13 protein-coding genes, 1 tRNA gene and 1 pseudogene are annotated in these 17,586 nt (G+C 68.4%); 4 read left to right on the top strand and 11 right to left on the bottom strand.

Annotated elements, in window-relative coordinates:
• Positions 1-29: 29 nt before the first annotated feature.
• The 5 genes and pseudogenes from FHR90_RS10470 to FHR90_RS10455 all read right to left on the bottom strand — a co-directional run bounded on the left by FHR90_RS10470 (position 30) and on the right by FHR90_RS10455 (position 2,764).
• Positions 30-425 carry a hypothetical protein gene (locus FHR90_RS10470; RefSeq protein ID WP_183275183.1) on the bottom strand — a complete coding sequence of 132 codons (396 nt, stop codon included), beginning with the start codon at positions 423-425 and terminating at the stop codon, positions 30-32.
• Positions 422-928: a hypothetical protein gene (locus tag FHR90_RS10465; protein ID WP_176625433.1), complete on the bottom strand. Its 507-nt coding sequence runs from the start codon at positions 926-928 to the stop codon at positions 422-424. The genes FHR90_RS10470 and FHR90_RS10465 overlap by 4 nt, the downstream gene beginning before the upstream one ends.
• 131 nt (positions 929-1,059) lie before the next feature.
• On the bottom strand, positions 1,060-2,238 hold the full coding sequence (locus FHR90_RS10460; protein ID WP_183275182.1) for a tyrosine-type recombinase/integrase: 1,179 nt from the start codon (positions 2,236-2,238) through the stop codon (positions 1,060-1,062).
• Between the two features lie 183 nt (positions 2,239-2,421).
• A pseudogene (locus tag FHR90_RS17805) lies at positions 2,422-2,589 on the bottom strand (DUF6538 domain-containing protein); the annotation flags it as partial.
• Between the two features lie 101 nt (positions 2,590-2,690).
• Positions 2,691-2,764 (bottom strand) — tRNA-Gln (locus FHR90_RS10455).
• 145 nt (positions 2,765-2,909) lie between these two features.
• Between FHR90_RS10455 and FHR90_RS10450 the strand changes: the two genes are divergently transcribed.
• The 4 genes from FHR90_RS10450 to FHR90_RS10435 all read left to right on the top strand — a co-directional run bounded on the left by FHR90_RS10450 (position 2,910) and on the right by FHR90_RS10435 (position 8,171).
• Positions 2,910-4,064, top strand: a complete 1,155-nt coding sequence (locus tag FHR90_RS10450; protein ID WP_246330196.1) for a Ppx/GppA phosphatase family protein — start codon at positions 2,910-2,912, stop codon at positions 4,062-4,064.
• Between the two features lie 12 nt (positions 4,065-4,076).
• Positions 4,077-4,790, top strand: coding sequence for an RlmE family RNA methyltransferase (locus FHR90_RS10445; protein ID WP_176624088.1), 714 nt, complete (start codon positions 4,077-4,079; stop codon positions 4,788-4,790).
• Between the two features lie 70 nt (positions 4,791-4,860).
• Positions 4,861-7,635, top strand: coding sequence for an MGH1-like glycoside hydrolase domain-containing protein (locus tag FHR90_RS10440; protein WP_176624089.1), 2,775 nt, complete (start codon positions 4,861-4,863; stop codon positions 7,633-7,635).
• A 44-nt stretch (positions 7,636-7,679) separates the two neighbouring features.
• Entirely contained in the window at positions 7,680-8,171 is a 492-nt protein-coding gene (locus FHR90_RS10435; protein WP_176624091.1) for an Mpo1 family 2-hydroxy fatty acid dioxygenase, read from the top strand.
• Here the strand turns inward: FHR90_RS10435 and FHR90_RS10430 are convergent, their stop codons facing one another.
• The 6 genes from FHR90_RS10430 to topA all read right to left on the bottom strand — a co-directional run bounded on the left by FHR90_RS10430 (position 8,172) and on the right by topA (position 17,423).
• Positions 8,172-9,140 carry an alpha/beta hydrolase gene (locus FHR90_RS10430; RefSeq protein WP_183275181.1) on the bottom strand — a complete coding sequence of 323 codons (969 nt, stop codon included), beginning with the start codon at positions 9,138-9,140 and terminating at the stop codon, positions 8,172-8,174.
• Positions 9,140-10,279 carry an OmpA family protein gene (locus FHR90_RS10425; RefSeq protein ID WP_176625411.1) on the bottom strand — a complete coding sequence of 380 codons (1,140 nt, stop codon included), beginning with the start codon at positions 10,277-10,279 and terminating at the stop codon, positions 9,140-9,142. Before FHR90_RS10425 ends, FHR90_RS10430 begins: the two co-directional genes overlap by 1 nt.
• A 141-nt stretch (positions 10,280-10,420) precedes the next feature.
• Entirely contained in the window at positions 10,421-10,759 is a 339-nt protein-coding gene (locus FHR90_RS10420; protein ID WP_176625413.1) for a DUF1491 family protein, read from the bottom strand.
• Positions 10,760-10,771: 12 nt separating this feature from the next.
• Entirely contained in the window at positions 10,772-12,445 is a 1,674-nt protein-coding gene (locus tag FHR90_RS10415) for a S41 family peptidase (RefSeq protein WP_183275180.1), read from the bottom strand.
• A 10-nt stretch (positions 12,446-12,455) separates the two neighbouring features.
• Positions 12,456-14,657 carry a ribonuclease R gene (gene rnr / locus FHR90_RS10410; protein ID WP_183275179.1) on the bottom strand — a complete coding sequence of 734 codons (2,202 nt, stop codon included), beginning with the start codon at positions 14,655-14,657 and terminating at the stop codon, positions 12,456-12,458.
• Between the two features lie 96 nt (positions 14,658-14,753).
• Positions 14,754-17,423 carry a type I DNA topoisomerase gene (topA, locus tag FHR90_RS10405; RefSeq protein WP_183275178.1) on the bottom strand — a complete coding sequence of 890 codons (2,670 nt, stop codon included), beginning with the start codon at positions 17,421-17,423 and terminating at the stop codon, positions 14,754-14,756.
• Between the last annotated feature and the right edge of the window lie 163 nt (positions 17,424-17,586).

Genomic DNA, 17,586 nt, shown 5'->3' with positions numbered 1-17,586 from the left:
TCCCATTCCGACCGGTCTATTTACGGAATCTATAGTCTAATTATGCGGACTTTCGGCCAGGCCACTGCTCGCAGCACCATCACGCGCAGCAGCTGCTCTGGCGCCGGGTGACACAGCCCATCATCGCGATACCTGCATACACCGCCGCCCACCCACCGCATCCGGGCATCGAGCTCATTCCGCGACAGCACGAGCTCACCGCTGCAGATATCGGCTCGGCCGACGATGACCGGCATATCGCCCGGGTCCGCGGCAGCTACCGGCAGCCGGCACAGACGCATGATTTCGAGCGCCGCAATGTCGCAGTCGGGAGACCAGGACCTGAACATCCGCATCTGATGTCTGATGAGCTGCATCTGCGGCGCGGTCAGGGTCCATAGCGTCGGCGGGCGGGGTGCTGGCGGCCGGATGATGCGGCGCCTCAAGATTCTACGCCGGCGAATTTCAGCAGATGGCGGCGGTTCTGCTGCGCGTATGCGTCGTCGGCGCGCTTGTATTTGTGCAGCTGAGCGGACCGCTCGCCCGCTTCGATATCCTGCTCTTCGAGGTGCTGATACAGGTCCGCCCAAGCCCGTTCCCACGGTTCCGAAATGCCGTGCAGCAGACATGCTTGGGCGCATCCGCGCGCCAGGAATGCATGTCCGCTGAGCGCGGCGTAGACGAAGATTCTGATGCGAGCCCAGAGAACCTGGCTGTTATCGCCGAGGCCGAGCGCAACCAAGTCTGTGTTCGCTTGCATCATGTCTGCAATCGCGGCTCCGCCTTCCAGCGGAGCGATGCAGCTCAGAATCTGCTGGGCGGCATGAGACTGCTCGGCGGCAATGCGGAATCGCATCACCCAAGACGTCATGTCGGCGCTGATGGAGTTGTGCAGGAAAACAGCGCCAGCTAGCAGCTCGCGCTCGGTCGGCAGGGTGGGGTCGGGCACATGTGACTCCTGAGATATCGATGATGAAGACGACAGCGGCCGCGCGATGGCGGCCGAGGCTTCAAATCGATATCGAGGAGCGAATGCTGGTCATGTGCGGCGGTGTTGGTAGCCGAGATGGATGCGATTTGTCAATGAGTATGAGCGCCCTGCCCCGTCTCCCAGCGTAGCAGCGCTGGCAGGTCGACGTCATCGTATCTAATAGAATCAATCGTCCGGCACAGATTCTTGGCGCCGATTTTGTGCAGATACGTGCGGGCGCCCTCACTACGCTCTGAGCTGCGATGGCCGAGCACGGCATCAATCCAGCTCTCTCGAATCTCCGCCGCCTGGTTTCGCAGCATCGTTGAAATGTTGTGCCGCCAGGAATGAAAGACGGTCGAGTCTGATACGCCGGCGGCGCGTTTATGATTCGAGAACGCCTTGCTCAGCATAGCTGACAATTCACCATCTCGGCTGCCTGGTCGCAGGTCATGGAACAGATGCTGTGAGTCTCTCCGCTTCATTCGTTCGACGTGCTCCATCAGACCAAGGGACAGCAGTTCCGGATGCACCGGGACCGCACGCTCGCCGGAGTCGGTTTTCGGGCTCCATCCATCTGGATGACGCTGAATAATCATCATCCAGCGCCCATCGTGCCGCTCGAAATCGTGAGCAGGACGCAGTCGGCAGATTTCTTCCATCCTCATGCCGCTGTAGGCAGCGATGCCCACCGACAGCCTGAACGTGTTGTTCGAAACCGCGGTCGAGCGCCATGGCCGAGCGAACAGTGCCCTGATGTCAGACGGGCTCCAGACGTCCCTCGGCGACGGCGCCCTCGTGCCGGCAAACCGGAAACCCGACCAAACATTTCGCTCGACCAGCTCTCTTGGCCGGGCGTAGGTCCAGATGGCGCTGACCGACGAACAGTGCCGTTTGACCGTTTTCTCGCTGATGCGCGGGACGGTGGCCCGGCTCGCATCCGCGGCAGCGATGGCCTTGGTGGCGGTCATCGGCCTGCCAGATTTCCCATGATTCGACGGCAGCCTCCGCAGCCAATCCAGGAACCGCCCTGCATCTCGGCCGGTGTACTCGCCGATTGGACGGTCGCCGAGGTGCTCGGTCAGCAGGTCCGCCGTGAGACGAGTCTGCCGGCGAGTGGTCTCCGTATAATGAGTAGCTCCGGCTAGGAATTCGGCCGCGACTAAGCTGAACAGCGGCAATGGCGATGCCTCGGAAGCCGGGGGCGTTGGCGTCGCCGGCGCTTGGGCGGTAGTAGCCGGCTGGTGAGCGACCTGCAGGCCCGCCAGTAGCTCGGCCAGCATCCGCATCATCTCCGGTCGGTCGGGTGCGGCGGCCTGGAGATGGGTCTGACTAGGCAGCTCCAGCCGCTGAAATCGCTCCGCCCGACGGCTGAACCCAGCCACCGCGGCCGCCCACTCCTGCTCAGCTGCTCGCAGGCCAGTTCGCCCCGCCCCGTCGGCCTGGCCGGCGGCCAAGACGGTCCGGGCCGCCTGAAACAGCGCATCGCCGAGCACATACAGCTGGGCAGCTCGACTGGCAGCCTGAGGCCTGGATGAGGTTCCGAGCGATGCCAGCAGCTCCCTGCGGCCTAGAATATCTCGCAGCTCAGCCGGAATCGCTCGGCGAAAATAGTACCCGGAGGCTCGGCGCTGGAGCACGGTAGCGGCACTCTCTGTATCGAGCTCTGTATCCAGGATACAGAAGCCCGGTTGCGGGTGCCTGCTAAGCCGTTGAAATCGTTGATGTTTTTGGAGCGTTTTGGCTGGGGGACCTGGATTCGAACCAGGGCTGACCGGGTCAGAGCCGGTAGTTCTACCGCTAAACTATCCCCCAAGCGGCGTGCGGGGCGGGTCGTAGCACCGGGTGACGGGTTGCGCAACCTCTGTCGTCGCGGACAGTGGGTCATCCTTTGCTTGCGATCGCCTCCGGGTCGGGGGACTATGGCGCCAGCGACACGATAGGGATGCATTCGGTGGATATGGCGGTCAGCGAGGGGGAGGGGGTCAGCAGGGCGCAAGTCGCCGGCGCGATCGGCCTCGCGACGCCGTCTGCCCCCGGGCGGTACCGCGAGTCGCGCCGGACGCGCATGCGGGGCGCGCCGGTGTTCGCTGCGATCGATCTCGGCACCAACAACTGCCGCATGCTGGTCGGCACACCCGAGGCGCGGGGCTTCCGCGTGCTCGACAGCTACAGTCGGCTGACGCGGCTGGGCGAGGGGCTGCACGGCGAGGGACGGCTCGGCCAGCCGGCGATGGAGCGCACGCTCGCCGCACTCGAGGTCTGTGCCGGGCGGCTCGAGCGCACCGCACCGCGCGCGATCCGGGCGGTGGCCACCGAAGCCTGCAGGCGGGCGAGCAATGGCGGCGATTTCCTGCGCGAGGTGCGCGCCCGCACCGGCCTGCCGATCGACATCATCACCACCCGCGAGGAGGCCGAACTCGCCGTCGAGAGCTGCGCGCCGCTGCTGACCGCGGCCTCTGCCGCGGACGGGCGGGCGATCCTGTTCGATATCGGAGGCGGCTCGACCGAGATCGCCTGGCTGCGCGTGCCCCGGGCAAGTGCGGGTGCCGACCGGCGTGCGCCGGCGCGTCCGGAGGTGATCGGCTCGGTGTCGATCCCGTTCGGGGTGGTGACGCTCGACGAGGCCTATGGCGGCATGCTCGATCCCGCCGGCTACAGCCGCATCGTCGACCAGGTGATGGGCGCACTCGGCGATTTCGAGCGCACCCACTGCATCCGCCGCGAGATCGCGCGCGGGCCGGTGCGCATGATCGGCACCTCCGGCACGCTCACCACGCTTGCCACCATCAGCCTCGGCCTGCAGCACTACCAGCGCGAGCGGGTGGACGGGCTGGTGCTCGACGCCGGCACCACGCGGGCCGCCACCCGCACCCTGCGCGGGCTCGGCATGGCGGGCCTGCGAGAGCATCGCTGCATCGGGCCGTCGCGGGCGAACTACGTGCTGCCGGGATGCGCGATCTTCGAGGCGTTGCAGGTGATGTGGCCGGTGGGCCGCGTCACCGTCGCCGATCGCGGCCTGCGTGACGGGATGCTGCTGCGCATGATACGCGACCACGCGAGCCGGCCCGCGGCGATGGGGCGGCCGCATACCGTGGTGCATTGCCGGGGCTGATCGAGACAGACCATGACACAGGGGACAGGGGGCGGTGGCAGATCGTCGGGGGGGAAATCCGGCGGGCAGCGCCTCAAGACCGTCAGCCTGCGCACGGCGCGCAAGCGCACCACCGCCCAGCAGCGCTGGCTTTCACGCCAGCTCAACGACCCCTATGTCGCCGCCGCCCAGCGCGAGGGCTGGCGATCGCGCGCCGCCTTCAAGCTGATCGAACTCGACGAGCGCTTCCACCTCATCAAGCCGGGCATGCGCATCGTCGATCTGGGTGCCGCTCCCGGCGGCTGGAGCCAGGTGGCAGTCAAGCGCGGGGCGGGCGAGGTGGTGGGCGTCGACCTGCTCCCCGTCGACCCGGTGAGCGGTGCGACCATCATTCAGGGCGATTTCAACGATCCCGACCTGCCGGACCGGCTGCGCGAACTGCTCGGCGGCCCGGCCGACCTCGTGCTGTCGGACATGGCGCCCAACACCACTGGCCATGCCGCGACAGACCATCTGCGCATCATCGCGCTGGCCGAACTGGCCCTGCATTTCGCGACCGAGATCCTCGCCGAGGGCGGCGGTTTCGTCGCGAAGGTGTTCCAGGGCGGCTCGGAGCGCGACATGCTGGTGCCGATGAAGCAGGCTTTCGCTTCCGTCCGGCACGCCAAACCCCCGGCCAGCCGCAAGGAATCGAGCGAGCTCTACGTGGTGGCGACCGGTTTCAGGGGCCGTCGCTCCGGCGAGTGAACGTTCGCCTGATCGATACGCTCGACCAATATGCTTGACCGGGGCAGCCGGCTCGGACCTTCATAGGGCAATGAGCGCTGCCCCTCCCGAACAGCCGAGCCCGCCCGATGCGGAGCGCAGGCGCCTCGATGAGCAACGTCATGGCATGCGCGACTGGCGCCTGTGGGGGCCTTATCTCGCCGAGCGCCAATGGGGCACGGTACGGGAGGACTACTCCGAGCACGGCGACGCATGGAACTACATTCCGCACGAACACGCCCGCTCGCGCGCCTATCGCTGGGGTGAGGACGGCATCGCCGGGCTGTGCGACGACAGTCAGGCGCTGTGCCTGTCGCTCGCGCTGTGGAACGGCGCCGACCGCATGCTCAAGGAGCGCATGTTCGGCCTCACCGGCCCGCAGGGCAATCACGGCGAGGACGTCAAGGAACTCTACTGGTATGTCGATGCGCTGCCCTCGCACGCCTATCTGCGCATGGTCTACAAATACCCGCAGGCGGCCTTTCCCTATGACGAGCTCGTCGACGCCAGCCGCAACCGATCGCGCCTCGAGCCCGAGCTGGAGCTGATCGATACCGGGGTATTCGACCAGGATCGTTACTTCGACGTCACGATCGAATATGCCAAGGCCGACGAGGCCGATATCCTGATGCGCATCACCGCGACCAATCGCGGCCCCGATCCCGCGCGCCTGCATCTGCTGCCGCAGCTCTCCTTCGCCAATCATTGGTCATGGACGCAGAGCCACCCGAAGCCCTCGATGCGTGTCGAGGCCGACGCGGTGATCGCGGACCACCGCCGCCTCGGCCGCTACTCGCTGCACCAGGAAATCGCGGCTCCGGTGCTGTTCTGCGAGAACGAGACCAATCCCGCGATCCTCGGCCTGCCTGCCCAGGAAGGCGCGGTCTACAAGGACGGCATCCACCGCCGCGTCGTCGATGGTGTCGAGAGTGCGGTGCGCAGCTATGGCCCGGCGACCAAATGTGCGCTGTGGCACGAGGCGGAGATCGCGCCCGGCGAGAGCTGGACGGTGCGGGTTCGGCTGATGCGCGGCGATCCGATCATTCCGCCCTTCGCCGGGTTCGACGCACTGGTCGACACGCGCCGCAACGAGGCCGACCGTTTCTACGGTCTGTTGCAGACCGACATTCCCGACGCCGACGCGCGTCTGGTGCAGCGTCAGGCCTTGTCCGGCATGGTGTGGAACAAGCAGTTCTATCACATCGACATCTATCGCTGGCTGCGCGGCGACCCGGCTCTGCCCGATCCTCCACATGCGCGCCGGCAGGGGCGCAACGCCGACTGGCGACACCTCTATGCCTGCGACATCATCTCGATGCCCGACAAATGGGAATATCCCTGGTTCGCGGCCTGGGATCTCGCCTTCCACTGCGTCACCTTCGCGCTCATCGACACCGACTTCGCCAAGGCGCAGCTCCTGCTGCTGGCGTCGGAAACCTACATGCATCCGAACGGGCAGATGCCTGCCTATGAGTGGAACTTCTCCGACGCCAACCCGCCGGTGCATGCCTGGGCGGCCTGGCGTGTCTATCAGATCGAGCGCGAGCTGCACGGCACCGAGGATCGCGTGTTTCTCGAAACCGTGTTCCACAAGCTGCTGCTGAACTTCGCCTGGTGGGTGAACCGCAAGGATGCGCAGGGTCACAACGTGTTCCAGGGCGGCTTCCTCGGCCTCGACAATATCGGCGTGTTCGACCGCTCGCGTCCGCTGCCGATGGGCGGCCATATCGACCAGACCGACGGCACCGCCTGGATGGCGATGTTCGCGCTGTCGATGCTGCGCATCGCGATCGAGCTCGCCTTCAGCGACCACGCCTTCGAGGACATCGCCTCGAAGTTCTTCGAGCATTTCCTCTACATCGCCCAGGCGCTCAACGACGCGCAGGACGAGGGCGTCGGCCTGTGGAGCGAGACCGACAAGTTCTTCCACGATATCCTGCGCCTGCCCGATGGCCGCGTGCAGGAACTGCGCCTGCGCTCGATGGTGGGGCTGACGCCGCTGTTCGCGGTCGAGACCATCGAGCCGGAGACCATGCGCCGACTGCCGCGCTTCGCCGCCCGCATGCGCAGCTTTCTCGACCGTCGACCCGACCTCGCCCGCCATGTCGCGCACTGGACCGAACCCGGCGTCGGCGAGCGGCACCTGCTGTCGCTGGTGCGCGGCCACAAGCTCAAGCGGCTGCTGCACCGCATGCTCGATCCCGAGGAGTTCCTCTCCGATTACGGCATCCGTTCGCTGTCGCGCGTACATGCGACACAGCCCTATGTCTATGAGAACGACGGTTCGCGGGTCAGCGTCGGCTACGAGCCGGGCGAGAGCCGCACCGACATGTTCGGCGGCAACTCCAACTGGCGCGGTCCGGTCTGGCTGCCGATGAACTACCTGATCGTCGAATCGGTGCTCAGCTTCCACCATTATTACGGCTCGGATTTTCTCGTCGAATTCCCGACCGGCTCGCGTCGCTTCCGCACCCTGCGCGATGTCGCGCTCGACCTTGCCGAGCGGCTGACGAAGCTGTTCCTGCGCGACGCCGACGGTCGACGGGCCGCACTCGGCGACCGCGAGATCCTCCAGTCGAACCCGCATTTCGACGGGCTGCTGCTGTTTCACGAATATTTCCACGGCGACAGCGGCGCCGGACTGGGCGCCGAGCACCAGACCGGCTGGACGGCGCTGGTCGCCAACCTGATCATCATGCTCGCCGCCCCGCGCGGTCCGGCCGAGGCTGCCGACGCGCAGACGGTGCCGGAGGAGCCCGTCATCCGCGCCCGCGAACCGGTGGTCCCGCTCGGTCCGATCCGCAGTGGACGCGGCCCGATCACCTGACGTCACATTCTGCTATCCTGCCGCAAAACCAACGGGAGGACGCGATGCTCGTGCATCATCTGGCGAAATATGCCGCCTATCACCGCAATCCGCGCAACATCGCCACCCACATGATCGGCATTCCGCTGATCGTGCTGGCGGTGGTGGTGCTGCTGTCACGGCCGGTGGTGCCGGTCGGCGCTGTCGCGCTCACGCCGGCCATGCTTGCGGCCCTGGCCGCGACGATCTGGTATCTGCGGCTCGACCGGCCGTTTGGCTGGGCGATGGCGGCGGTACTGGCACTTGCCTGCCTGGCCGGGCTCGCGATCGGCCGTGCCGCAACACCGGTCTGGCTCGCGACCGGGATTGGCACGTTCGTGCTGGGTTGGGCGATCCAGTTCGCCGGCCATGCCATCGAGGGCCGCAAGCCGGCCTTCATCGACGATCTGCGCGGCCTGCTGGTCGGCCCGCTCTTCGTGCTCGCTGAAATCGTGTTCGCGCTGGGCGGCCGCCCGGCGATCCATCGCGCAGTGCAGGCGGAACAGACGCGCTTCTGATCAGGGGCTGGCGAATCCTCGCGCCGCCAGCCAGGCCCGTCCGGGCCCGGGCCATAGCATCGACGCCGTGCCGGGGCGACCCATCCCGAAACCATGCCCGCCGGTGGCATAGAGATGTCGCTCGCAGGGTACGCCCGCCGCCTGACAGGCCGCGAGCATGATCGCGGTGTTGTCGGGGCTGGCGACCGGATCGTCTTGTGCCTGGGCCATGAAGACCGGCGGGGTGGCGCGACCGACATGGGTCTGCGCCGACCAGCGGGCGGCATTGGCGGCGCCATCATCCCCGGCGAGCAGCACCCTGGCGGTATGGGTGGTCTGATAGGGTGCCTCGACGGTGATGACCGGATAGACCAGCATCGCCAGGGCAGGGCGGTCGGACAGCCGGTCCGCCGCATCGATCGGCGGATAGGCCGGCCAGGAGGGGCTGGTCGCCGCCATCGCGCTCAGATGTCCGCCGGCGGAGAATCCCATCACGCCCACGCGGTGCGGATCGAGTCTGTCGGCCGCGGCACCGGCCCGGATCAGCCGGATGGCGCGCTGCGCATCGGCGAGCGGTGCGAGGCCGACACCCGCCCAGCCCTCCGGTGGCAGGCGGTAGCCGAGCACGTAGGCGGTGATGCCGAGACTGTTGAGCCAGCGCGCCGCCGGCAGTGCCTCCGGCCCGATCTCGATATACTCATATCCGCCGCCCCCGCTGACCAGCATGGCCGCGCCGTTCGGTCGTTCGGGACGGAAAATGGCAAGAAATGGCGCGGCGATATGGTCGATCGCGCCGTGACGGGTCGGGCGCGGCGGGCCCGACAGCCCGGCGCCGGCACGCAGCCGGCCGGGCGGCGGCCCGGGCCAGAGCACGCGCCGAGGCGCCGAGTCCAGCTCCATCAGTGCCCGCGCCTCGTTGGCCCGCGCGGCCGACAGGACGGCTCCGGCCGCGCCCCCGGCGATGACCGCCCGCCGGGTCGGCAGCCGCATCAGTGCAGGATGATTTCCACGCGGCGGTTCTGCGGCTCGCGGGCGTTCGGGCCGGTCGGCACCAGCGGATGGCTCTCGCCATAGCCATGGATGTCGATCGCCGAGGCCGGCACGCCGTCATGGATCAACTCGGCCTTGACGGTGGTGGCGCGACGGACCGACAGGCCCTCGTTGTATTTCGCACCCGCAGCGCCGCCGCGGGCGGAGGAGGTGTCGGTGTAGCCGTTGACCTCGATGCGCGTGGTCTGCACGTGGGTGGAGGCCTGGGCCGCCTCGGCGACGATCTGGCGTGCGCGGGGCGTGAGGTTCGAGCGATCCCAGTCGAAGAACACCAGATAGGTGCGCGCCGCCTCGGGGGCCGGGGCGCTGACTGGGGCAGGGGCCGCGACCGGCGGCGGCGCGGTGTCGAACGCATAGCGCAGGCCGAGCATCGCCGAGTGGTTGTAGTCGGTCTTGATCGACTGACGGCCCTGCTGGACGCCGTGGGTGAGGCTGTTGTTCGCACCGAACGCGTTGCCACCGAAATGCTCGTCGCCGAGCACGCTGAAGAAGCGGTATTCGGCGGTCATCGACAGACCCGGCGCGAACGCGATCGGGAACGACAGGCCGAAAATGCCCTGGTAGGCGAAATTGCCGTCGGTGCCCTGGATATTGTTCACGTAGGGATAGTTCGACCCCGAATACCAGGTATCGAGTCGCGTCCAGCTGTAACCGACACCGGCGCCGAAATACGGATAGATCCAGTTGCGGCCGATATCCATGTCGAACAGCACGTTGAGCATGCCGCCATAGTTCTCTTGCTTGCCGCCCGAACTGGTCGGAAACGCCGTGCCGAGAAAATGCTGCAGCCCGTTCTGGCGGTAATTGCCCTCGACCTCGACGCGGAAGCCGTTGCCGAAGCCCCAGCCGACCGCGCCCGCCCCGGCGAGGCCGCCGCCGAAGCGCAGCCGCCCGGAGGGGAACTGCGACGACTGCTTCAGCGTCTCGTCCTGCAGCAGATTGCCGCCGGCGCCGAGGCTGACATAGATGCCGTGGATCGGCTGCGCGAAGGCGACGGTCGGAGCAACAAGCAGTGCCGTTGCGCCGCAGGCGGCCAGGCTGGCGAGCGCGGTTGATACCCGCAGGTTCAGCTTCGTCATCTCAATTCCCCAACCGACCCGTCAGCGGGTCGCATCCCATCCGGCACCGATCCTACGCCCCGGCGACGGTTTCGTTCTGTCCCACGTCTGGACTGAACGATCGGTCAGCGCAATCTGTGGCACAGACGCCACAGGGCTGGACTACAGCAGTTTCGCCTCGAACGGCGGCATCAGGGTCGGGCCGTCGAACTCCACCACCCACAGATCCGGGTCGCGCGCCGTCTGCCGCGCAACATAGGCATTCGCGGTCGCCTCGTCGACCGGCTCCGGACCGGTGCCGCGCAGCCAGGCCTGCCGACCCTCCGCATCGCGGGTCTGGCTCAGCACGCTGAACTGTCCGGAATGGTCGCGCAGCACCGCCAGCACGCCACCCGCATCGTCGTCGCCATGCCTGAGCACCAGCGCGAACACGCCCTGCTGGCCGGCGTGCAACGCGGCCATGCCGACCCATAATCCGGTGCGCAGCCTGGGTTCGCTCATCGGGACGGACCTTCACTCTGGGGGTGCATTGGGGTCCTGCGGCGGCACCAGCGCGGCGTGGTAGCGGGTGGGGTCGCCGACCAGCGTGCGGGCGACCTCCAGATCGGCATCCGTGCCGATCGCGGCCGGGCAGTTCGCACGCAGATCCAGCACCCGTGACGACGGCAGCGGCGCGCGCGACCGGCGCCACTCCACCAGCGCGTCCTCCAGCAGGTCGTGGCCGCCGCCCAGTGCGGCCATCTGGTTGGCGATCTGGTCGGCACCACCCGCGGTGCAGATTTCCGGCAGCACGCCCAGGCCCTGCAACGGCCAGCCCTGGGGGGCCAGCATCCGGCTCCAGGTCACGAACAGCTCGCCGCCATCCGGCATCTGGCCGATCGTCTGCACCAGCCCCTTGCCCAGCGTCGCCGAGCCGATCACCACCGCACGGCGCTGGTCGGCGAGTGCGGCCGCCATGACCTCGGCCGCACTCGCCGTGCGGCCATCGACCAGGATCGCGATCGGCGCGCCATCGGTGAGATCGCCCCCGGCGACCGACCAGACATGGTTGGCCTCCGGATCGCGCCCCCTGGTGATGACCGCCACGCCCCGATCGAGCAGCAGCGCCACGGTGGTCACCGCCTGCTGGAGCACGCCGCCGCGATTGCCGCGCAGGTCGATGATGACCCCCTTGAGCTTCGCCGAGCCCTGATGGGTGGCCTCGTCGAGGAACTCGCTCACCTCCTGGGCGGTGTCGCCGGCGAAGCCGGTGATGCGCAGGATCAGGATGTTGTCGTTGCGGAACGCGAACACCGTCTCTGGCGGCACCGACGCACGCTGCAGGCTGACGGAGCGGGTCTCGCTGCGACCTTCACTGCGTCCTGCCTGCCGCCCGCGCGCGCCGCGCAGGGTCAGGCTCAGCGGTGTGCCGGCCGTCCCGCGCATCCAGCCCTCGACCACCGCAGCCGGCTGGCCGCGCGTCGAGCGGCCATCGACCTCGATGACCGACCAGCCGGCACTGACTCCGGCCGCCCAGGCAGGCCCGTTGGCGTTGACGTCGCTGATGGTGGGGTAGCGGTCGCCATCGACAAGGCTGATCCCCGCGCTGGCTGCCCCGCCGGTGCGACGGTCGCGCTCCGCATCCGCCGGCTCGGGCGGCACGTAACGCGAATACGGGTCCATATGGTTGAACATCTCGTCGAAGAAGCTCTGCAGCATCGCCTGCGCGCCTGCCGCGCGCACCGTCGGCGATCCGCCATAGGCGCGCGCGGCCATCGCGCTGGCGCTGCGCGCCCAGCCCTCGATGTCACCGGCTGCCGGGGCAGGTCCGACGAACAGCGTCAGCCGCCCCTGGGTGAGGCGCAGCGCGCCGCCCTGCTGGGATACGAGCAGCGACGGATCGATCGCGGTCAGCCCGTTCAGCCCCCACAGCGCGAGCTGGGCCGCGGTGTAGGGTTCGAGCGTGCGTGGCAGCATGAAGCGCAGGCCGGCGCCGATCACCGAGGCCGACAGGGCCGGATCGAAGCCGCCCGCATCGGGTGCGGCCGTACCGGCGGCCTGGTCGGCGCCGTCGAGCGTGGTCTGTGCCACCGCCCGGCCCAGGGACGCCGTCAGACAGACCGCCAGCAAGAGGGCGGCGACGCCGGCGCGCACGCGGCGCGTGCGCCACGCCGGTGTCAGACCGGACGGGAGGCGAGGCGGCCGCATCGCGCGCGCCTCAGCGTCGCCGGCCCGGCTTGCGGGAGCTCGTGCGGCCGTCCTGCCGCCCGGTCCCATGGCGGGACGGGCCTTCTCCGGCCAGCGCGAACACCATCCCGCCGGTGATCGGCGTCGCCTCGACCAGCACCACCTCGACGGGTTGCGCGAGGGTGAAGCGGCGGTGGGTGCGCCGTCCGATCAGCGCCTGTGCGGTCTCGTCGTGCACCCAGTAATCGTCCGGCAGAGTGGCGATCGGCACCAGCCCGCTGGCGCCATTCTCGATCACCGTCACGAATAGCCCGAAACGGGTCACCCCGGATATACGGGCGGCGAAGCGGGCGCCGATTTTGTCGGCCATGTAGGCAGCAAGGTAACGGTCGATCGCATCGCGCTCGGCGAGTGCGGCGCGCCGTTCGGTGGCGGTGATGTGTTCGGCGGTCGCCTCGAACTCCGCCGCCTCGCCGTCGCCCAGGCCGCCCAGGCCCAGTTTCAGCCCGGTGATCAGCGCGCGATGCACCATCAGATCGGCATAGCGACGGATTGGCGAGGTGAAATGGGCGTATTTCGGCAGAGCGAGGCCGAAATGACCGATATTGTCGGGGCTGTATTCGGCCTGACTCTGCGCGCGCAGTACTGCCTCGTTGACCTGCGCCGCCGCCTCGGTCCCCACTACCTGTTGCAGCACCGCATCGAGATCCGCCGGCCGCAACTCACCGCCCGGCTTGAGGCTCAGGCCGAGGGTGGAGAGAAACCCGCGCAGGTTCTCGAGCTTCTCGTCGCCGGGCGGGGCATGGACGCGATATTGCGCCGGCTGGCGCAGCCGTTCGAGTTCCTCCGCGGCGGCGACATTGGCCAGCACCATGAATTCCTCGATCAGCCGGTGGCTGTCCAGACGCGGGCGCGGCTTGATTTCGGCGACCTTGCCCGCCTCGTCGAGCACCACCTTGCGTTCCGGCAGGTCGAGATCGAGCGTGCCGCGGTCCCGCCGTGCGCCCAGCAGCGCCCCGAACGCCTCGTACAACGCGTCGATCAACCCGGGCGGCACGCCTTCGGGGGTCGAGCCCTCGTCGCGTGCCTGCTGTACCTCGGTGTAGGTGAGGCGCGCGAAGCTGCGCATCAGTCCGCGCCCGAAGCGATGGGCGATCTTGCGCCCCTGCGGGTCGATCTGCATCTCGACGAACAGGCAGCCGCGTTCCTCGCGGGGCTTGAGCGAGCACCAGCCGTTCGACAGCGCCTCCGGCAGCATCGGCACCACGCGGTCGGGGAAATAGCACGAATTGCCGCGCTTCCTCGCCTCCACATCCAGCGGCGTGCCGGGCCGAACATACCAAGCGACATCGGCGATCGCGACCACGAGCCGCAATCCGCCGCCCTCGACCGGTTCGGCGAACACCGCGTCGTCGAAATCACGCGCATCCTCGCCGTCGATCGTCACCAGGGGCAGGTCGCGCAGGTCGGTGCGCCGGCCCAGCGCGACACCGCGGGCCTTTCTCGCCTGTTCCAGCGCTTCCGGCGGGAACACCTGCGGAATATCGTGCGTGTAGAGGCAGATCAGGCTCACCGAGCGCGCATCGCCCATCCGCCCCAGCCGCTCGACGATGCGCACCGGCTTCAGCCCGTAGGGTGCGCGGTGCAGCGATTGCGGCAGGGGCTCGGCGAGACAGATTTCTCCCGGCTCGGCGCCCATCGTCTCGCCCTCGGGCACCAGCCACTCCGCCTTGGCGCGCCGGTCGGTCGGCACCAGCCGCAGCGCACCCTCATGGCGCACATCCTCGCTCGCGCGCAGCAGCCCGAGCACGCGCGGGGCGCTCTCGCCGAGCCGCTTGAGCGTGCGCCCCTCATACTTGTTGCCGCCGATCGGGCGCAGTTTCGCCAGCACACGCTGTCCCGGCGCGAGTGCTGCGCGCCCGCGCGGTTCCGGCGCCATCAGCACCATCGGGACCGGACCTTCGCCCTCCCACTCCACCGGCCGGCCGATCGGATCGCCGTCGCGGTCGGTGCCGGTGATCTGCACCACCGCCGCCTCCGGCAGCCGCCCCGGAGCCCGGAACCGGCGCGCGCCGGCGGGCGCGACCTCGCCCTCATGCGCCAGCGAACGCAGGATGCCGCGCAGGGCGACGCGGTGCTCGGGGCCGAGACGGAAGGCGCGCGCGATCTCCCGCTTGCCGACCCGGCCCTGCTGCGAGGCGATATAGGCCTTGATTTCGGCCCGCGACGGCATCGCGACGGGCGCCTCGCCGCCGCCCTTCTCCCGCTTCGGCTTTCCGGGTCGCGCGGGGGAGGGCCCGCCACCCCCCTTGCGACGCCCGGCCACCGCTCAGCCGGCCTTCTTCGCGGCGGGCTTCGCGGCGGCCTTCTTCGCGGCGGGCTTGCGTGCCGCGGGTGCCTTCGCCGGCGCCTTGCGCGGAGCGGCTTCGCCTGTCGCCGGCGCCGCCTTTTTCGCCGGCGCCTTCGCGGCCTTGCCCTTGGCGCCCTTCGGCTTCAGCGGCTTGCCCTTCTCGGCCAGCAGTGCGACCGCCTCATCCATCGTGAGATCGTTCATGTCGACGCCGCGCGGCAGGTTGGCGACCATGCTGCCATGCTGGACATAGGGCCCGAACCGACCCTTCTTGATCACCACCGGGGCGTGGTCCTTCGGGTGCTCGCCGAGTGCGCGGATCGAGGCCAGCTTGCGCGCCAGCACGTCGACGGCGCGATTGAGCCCCACCACAAGAACGTCGTCGTCGCGATCGAGCGAGGCGAAGATCGCCCCCATCTTCACGAACGGCCCGAATCGGCCCAACCCCGCCTCGATCGGCTCGCCGGTCTCCGGATGCAGGCCCACCAGCCTCGGCAGTGACAACAGCCCGAGCGCCTGTTCGAGCGTGATGCGGTCGCCCTCCAGCCCGCGCGGCAGCGAGGTGCGGCGCGGCTTGGCCTTCTTGTCCGCCGGATCGGGCTCACCCTGCTGCACATACAGCCCGTAAGGGCCGCGCCGCACGGTGATCTCCTCGCCGGTCTCGGGATGGGTGCCGAGCGAGCGTTGTCCCTCGCTGAGCGTATCGCCGCCCTCACCGCCGGCCTCTGCGACCTTGAGCGGCCGGGTAAACTGGCAGGCCGGATAGTTCGAGCAGCCGATGAAGCTGCCATGCCGGCCGAGCTTGAGCCCGAGCCGACCGGTGCCGCAGGCAGTGCAGGCCCGCGGATCGCCGCCATCTTCGCGCTCCGGGAAGAAGTGGTTGCCCAGATCGCGATCGAGCGCGTCGATCACATCGGAGATCTTCAGCTCGGTGGTCTGCCCGACCGCGCGGGAAAAATCCTCCCAGAAGGCGTGCATCACCGCATGCCAGTCGATCCGCCCGTCCGAAATCTCGTCGAGCTGCGTTTCCAGACCGGCGGTGAACTGCGGATCGACATAGCGCTCGAAGAAGCTGACCAGGAAGGCGGTCACCAGCCGGCCGCGATCCTCGGGCACGAAGCGCCGGCTCTCCAGGCGCACGTAATTGCGATCGCGCAGCACCGACAGGATCGAGGCATAGGTGGAGGGCCGGCCGATGCCGATCTCCTCCATCTTCTTGACCAGACTCGCCTCGGAATAGCGTGGCGGCGGCTGGGTGAAATGCTGCTCGGCGTCGATCTGGCCGGTGGCGAGCCCGTCGCGCTCCGCCATCGGCGGCAGCATGCGGCTTTCATCGTCCTCGCCCTTCGTATCCTCGTCGGTCCCCTCGCGATACAGCCGCAGGAACCCGTCGAAGGCGATGATCGAGCCGGTGGCGCGCAGGATCACACCCCCCGCGCCCGCGATGTCGACACTCACCTGGTCGAGCTCGGCCGAGGCCATCTGGCTGGCCACCGCACGCTTCCAGATCAGCTCGTAGAGCTTGGCCTGCTCGGCCGACAGATAGCGGGCCACCGAGGCCGGCGTGCGTGCGACATCGGTCGGCCGCACCGCCTCGTGCGCCTCCTGAGCGTTGCGCGCCTTGGTCGAGTATTCGCGCGCCGCGGCCGGTCGATAATCGGCGCCGAACTCGGCGGCGACATGGGCGCGGATCGAATCGATCGCCTCGCGCGCCATCTGCACGCCGTCGGTTCGCATGTAGGTGATCAGACCCACCGTCTCGCCGCCGACCTCCACCCCCTCGTAAAGCTGCTGGGCGACGCGCATGGTCTGCTGCGCGCCCAGGCCCAGCTTGCGCGAGGCGTCCATCTGCAGCGTCGAGGTGGTGAAGGGCGGCGGCGGGTTGCGCTTGACCCGCTTGCGCTCGACAGAGGCGACCGACAGCGCGGCCTGCTGCACCGCCGCCTTCGCAGCCTGCGCCGCCGCCTCGTTCGCAAGCGCGAACTGGTCGAGTTTCTTTCCGTCCAGATGCGTCAGCCGGGCGGTGAACGGCGCGCCGGCCGGGGTGGTCAGATGCGCCAGCACGGTCCAGTATTCCCGGGCCCGGAACACCTCGATCTCGGCTTCCCGCTCGCAGATCAGCCGCAATGCCACCGACTGCACGCGCCCGGCCGAACGCGAACCGGGCAGCTTGCGCCACAGCACCGGCGACAGCGTAAATCCCACCAGGTAATCGAGCGCGCGCCGCGCCAGATAGGCCTCGATCAGCGGATGGTCGAGATCGCGCGGGTTGGCCATCGCATGGCGCACGGCGGTCTTGGTGATCTCGTTGAAGGTGACGCGTTCGACCTCGACGCCCTTCAGCGCGCCCTTGCTCTCCAGCATGGCACGCACGTGCCACGAGATCGCCTCGCCCTCGCGATCCGGGTCGGTGGCCAGATACAGACGCCTGGCCCCCTTGAGCGCCTTGGCGATCGCCGCGACCTGCCGCACGCCGCGCTCGTCGGCCTCCCAGTCCATGGCGAAATTCTCGTCCGGCCGCACCGAGCCGTCACGCGGCGGCAGGTCGCGCACATGGCCGAAACTGGCGAGCACGGTGAAATCGTCGCCGAGATATTTGTTGATCGTCTTCGCCTTGGCCGGCGATTCGACGACGACGACATCGGTCATGCGCTGCTTCATGCCCCTCGCGGCGGTCTGACCGGATGGTCAGCCAGACAGCCCATATAAGATGAGTCCCGGCCAAGTCGAGCCCCGACCCACAGGCAGCGAGAGTTGGCAGTGCAACCCCGGGGCGTCAATGCGCCATCGTCAGGGGGGGGATCACCGCTCA

Source organism: Endobacter medicaginis (assembly GCF_014192375.1).
GTDB lineage: Bacteria > Pseudomonadota > Alphaproteobacteria > Acetobacterales > Acetobacteraceae > Endobacter > Endobacter medicaginis.
This window is presented reverse-complemented; position numbering and strand designations above follow the sequence as displayed.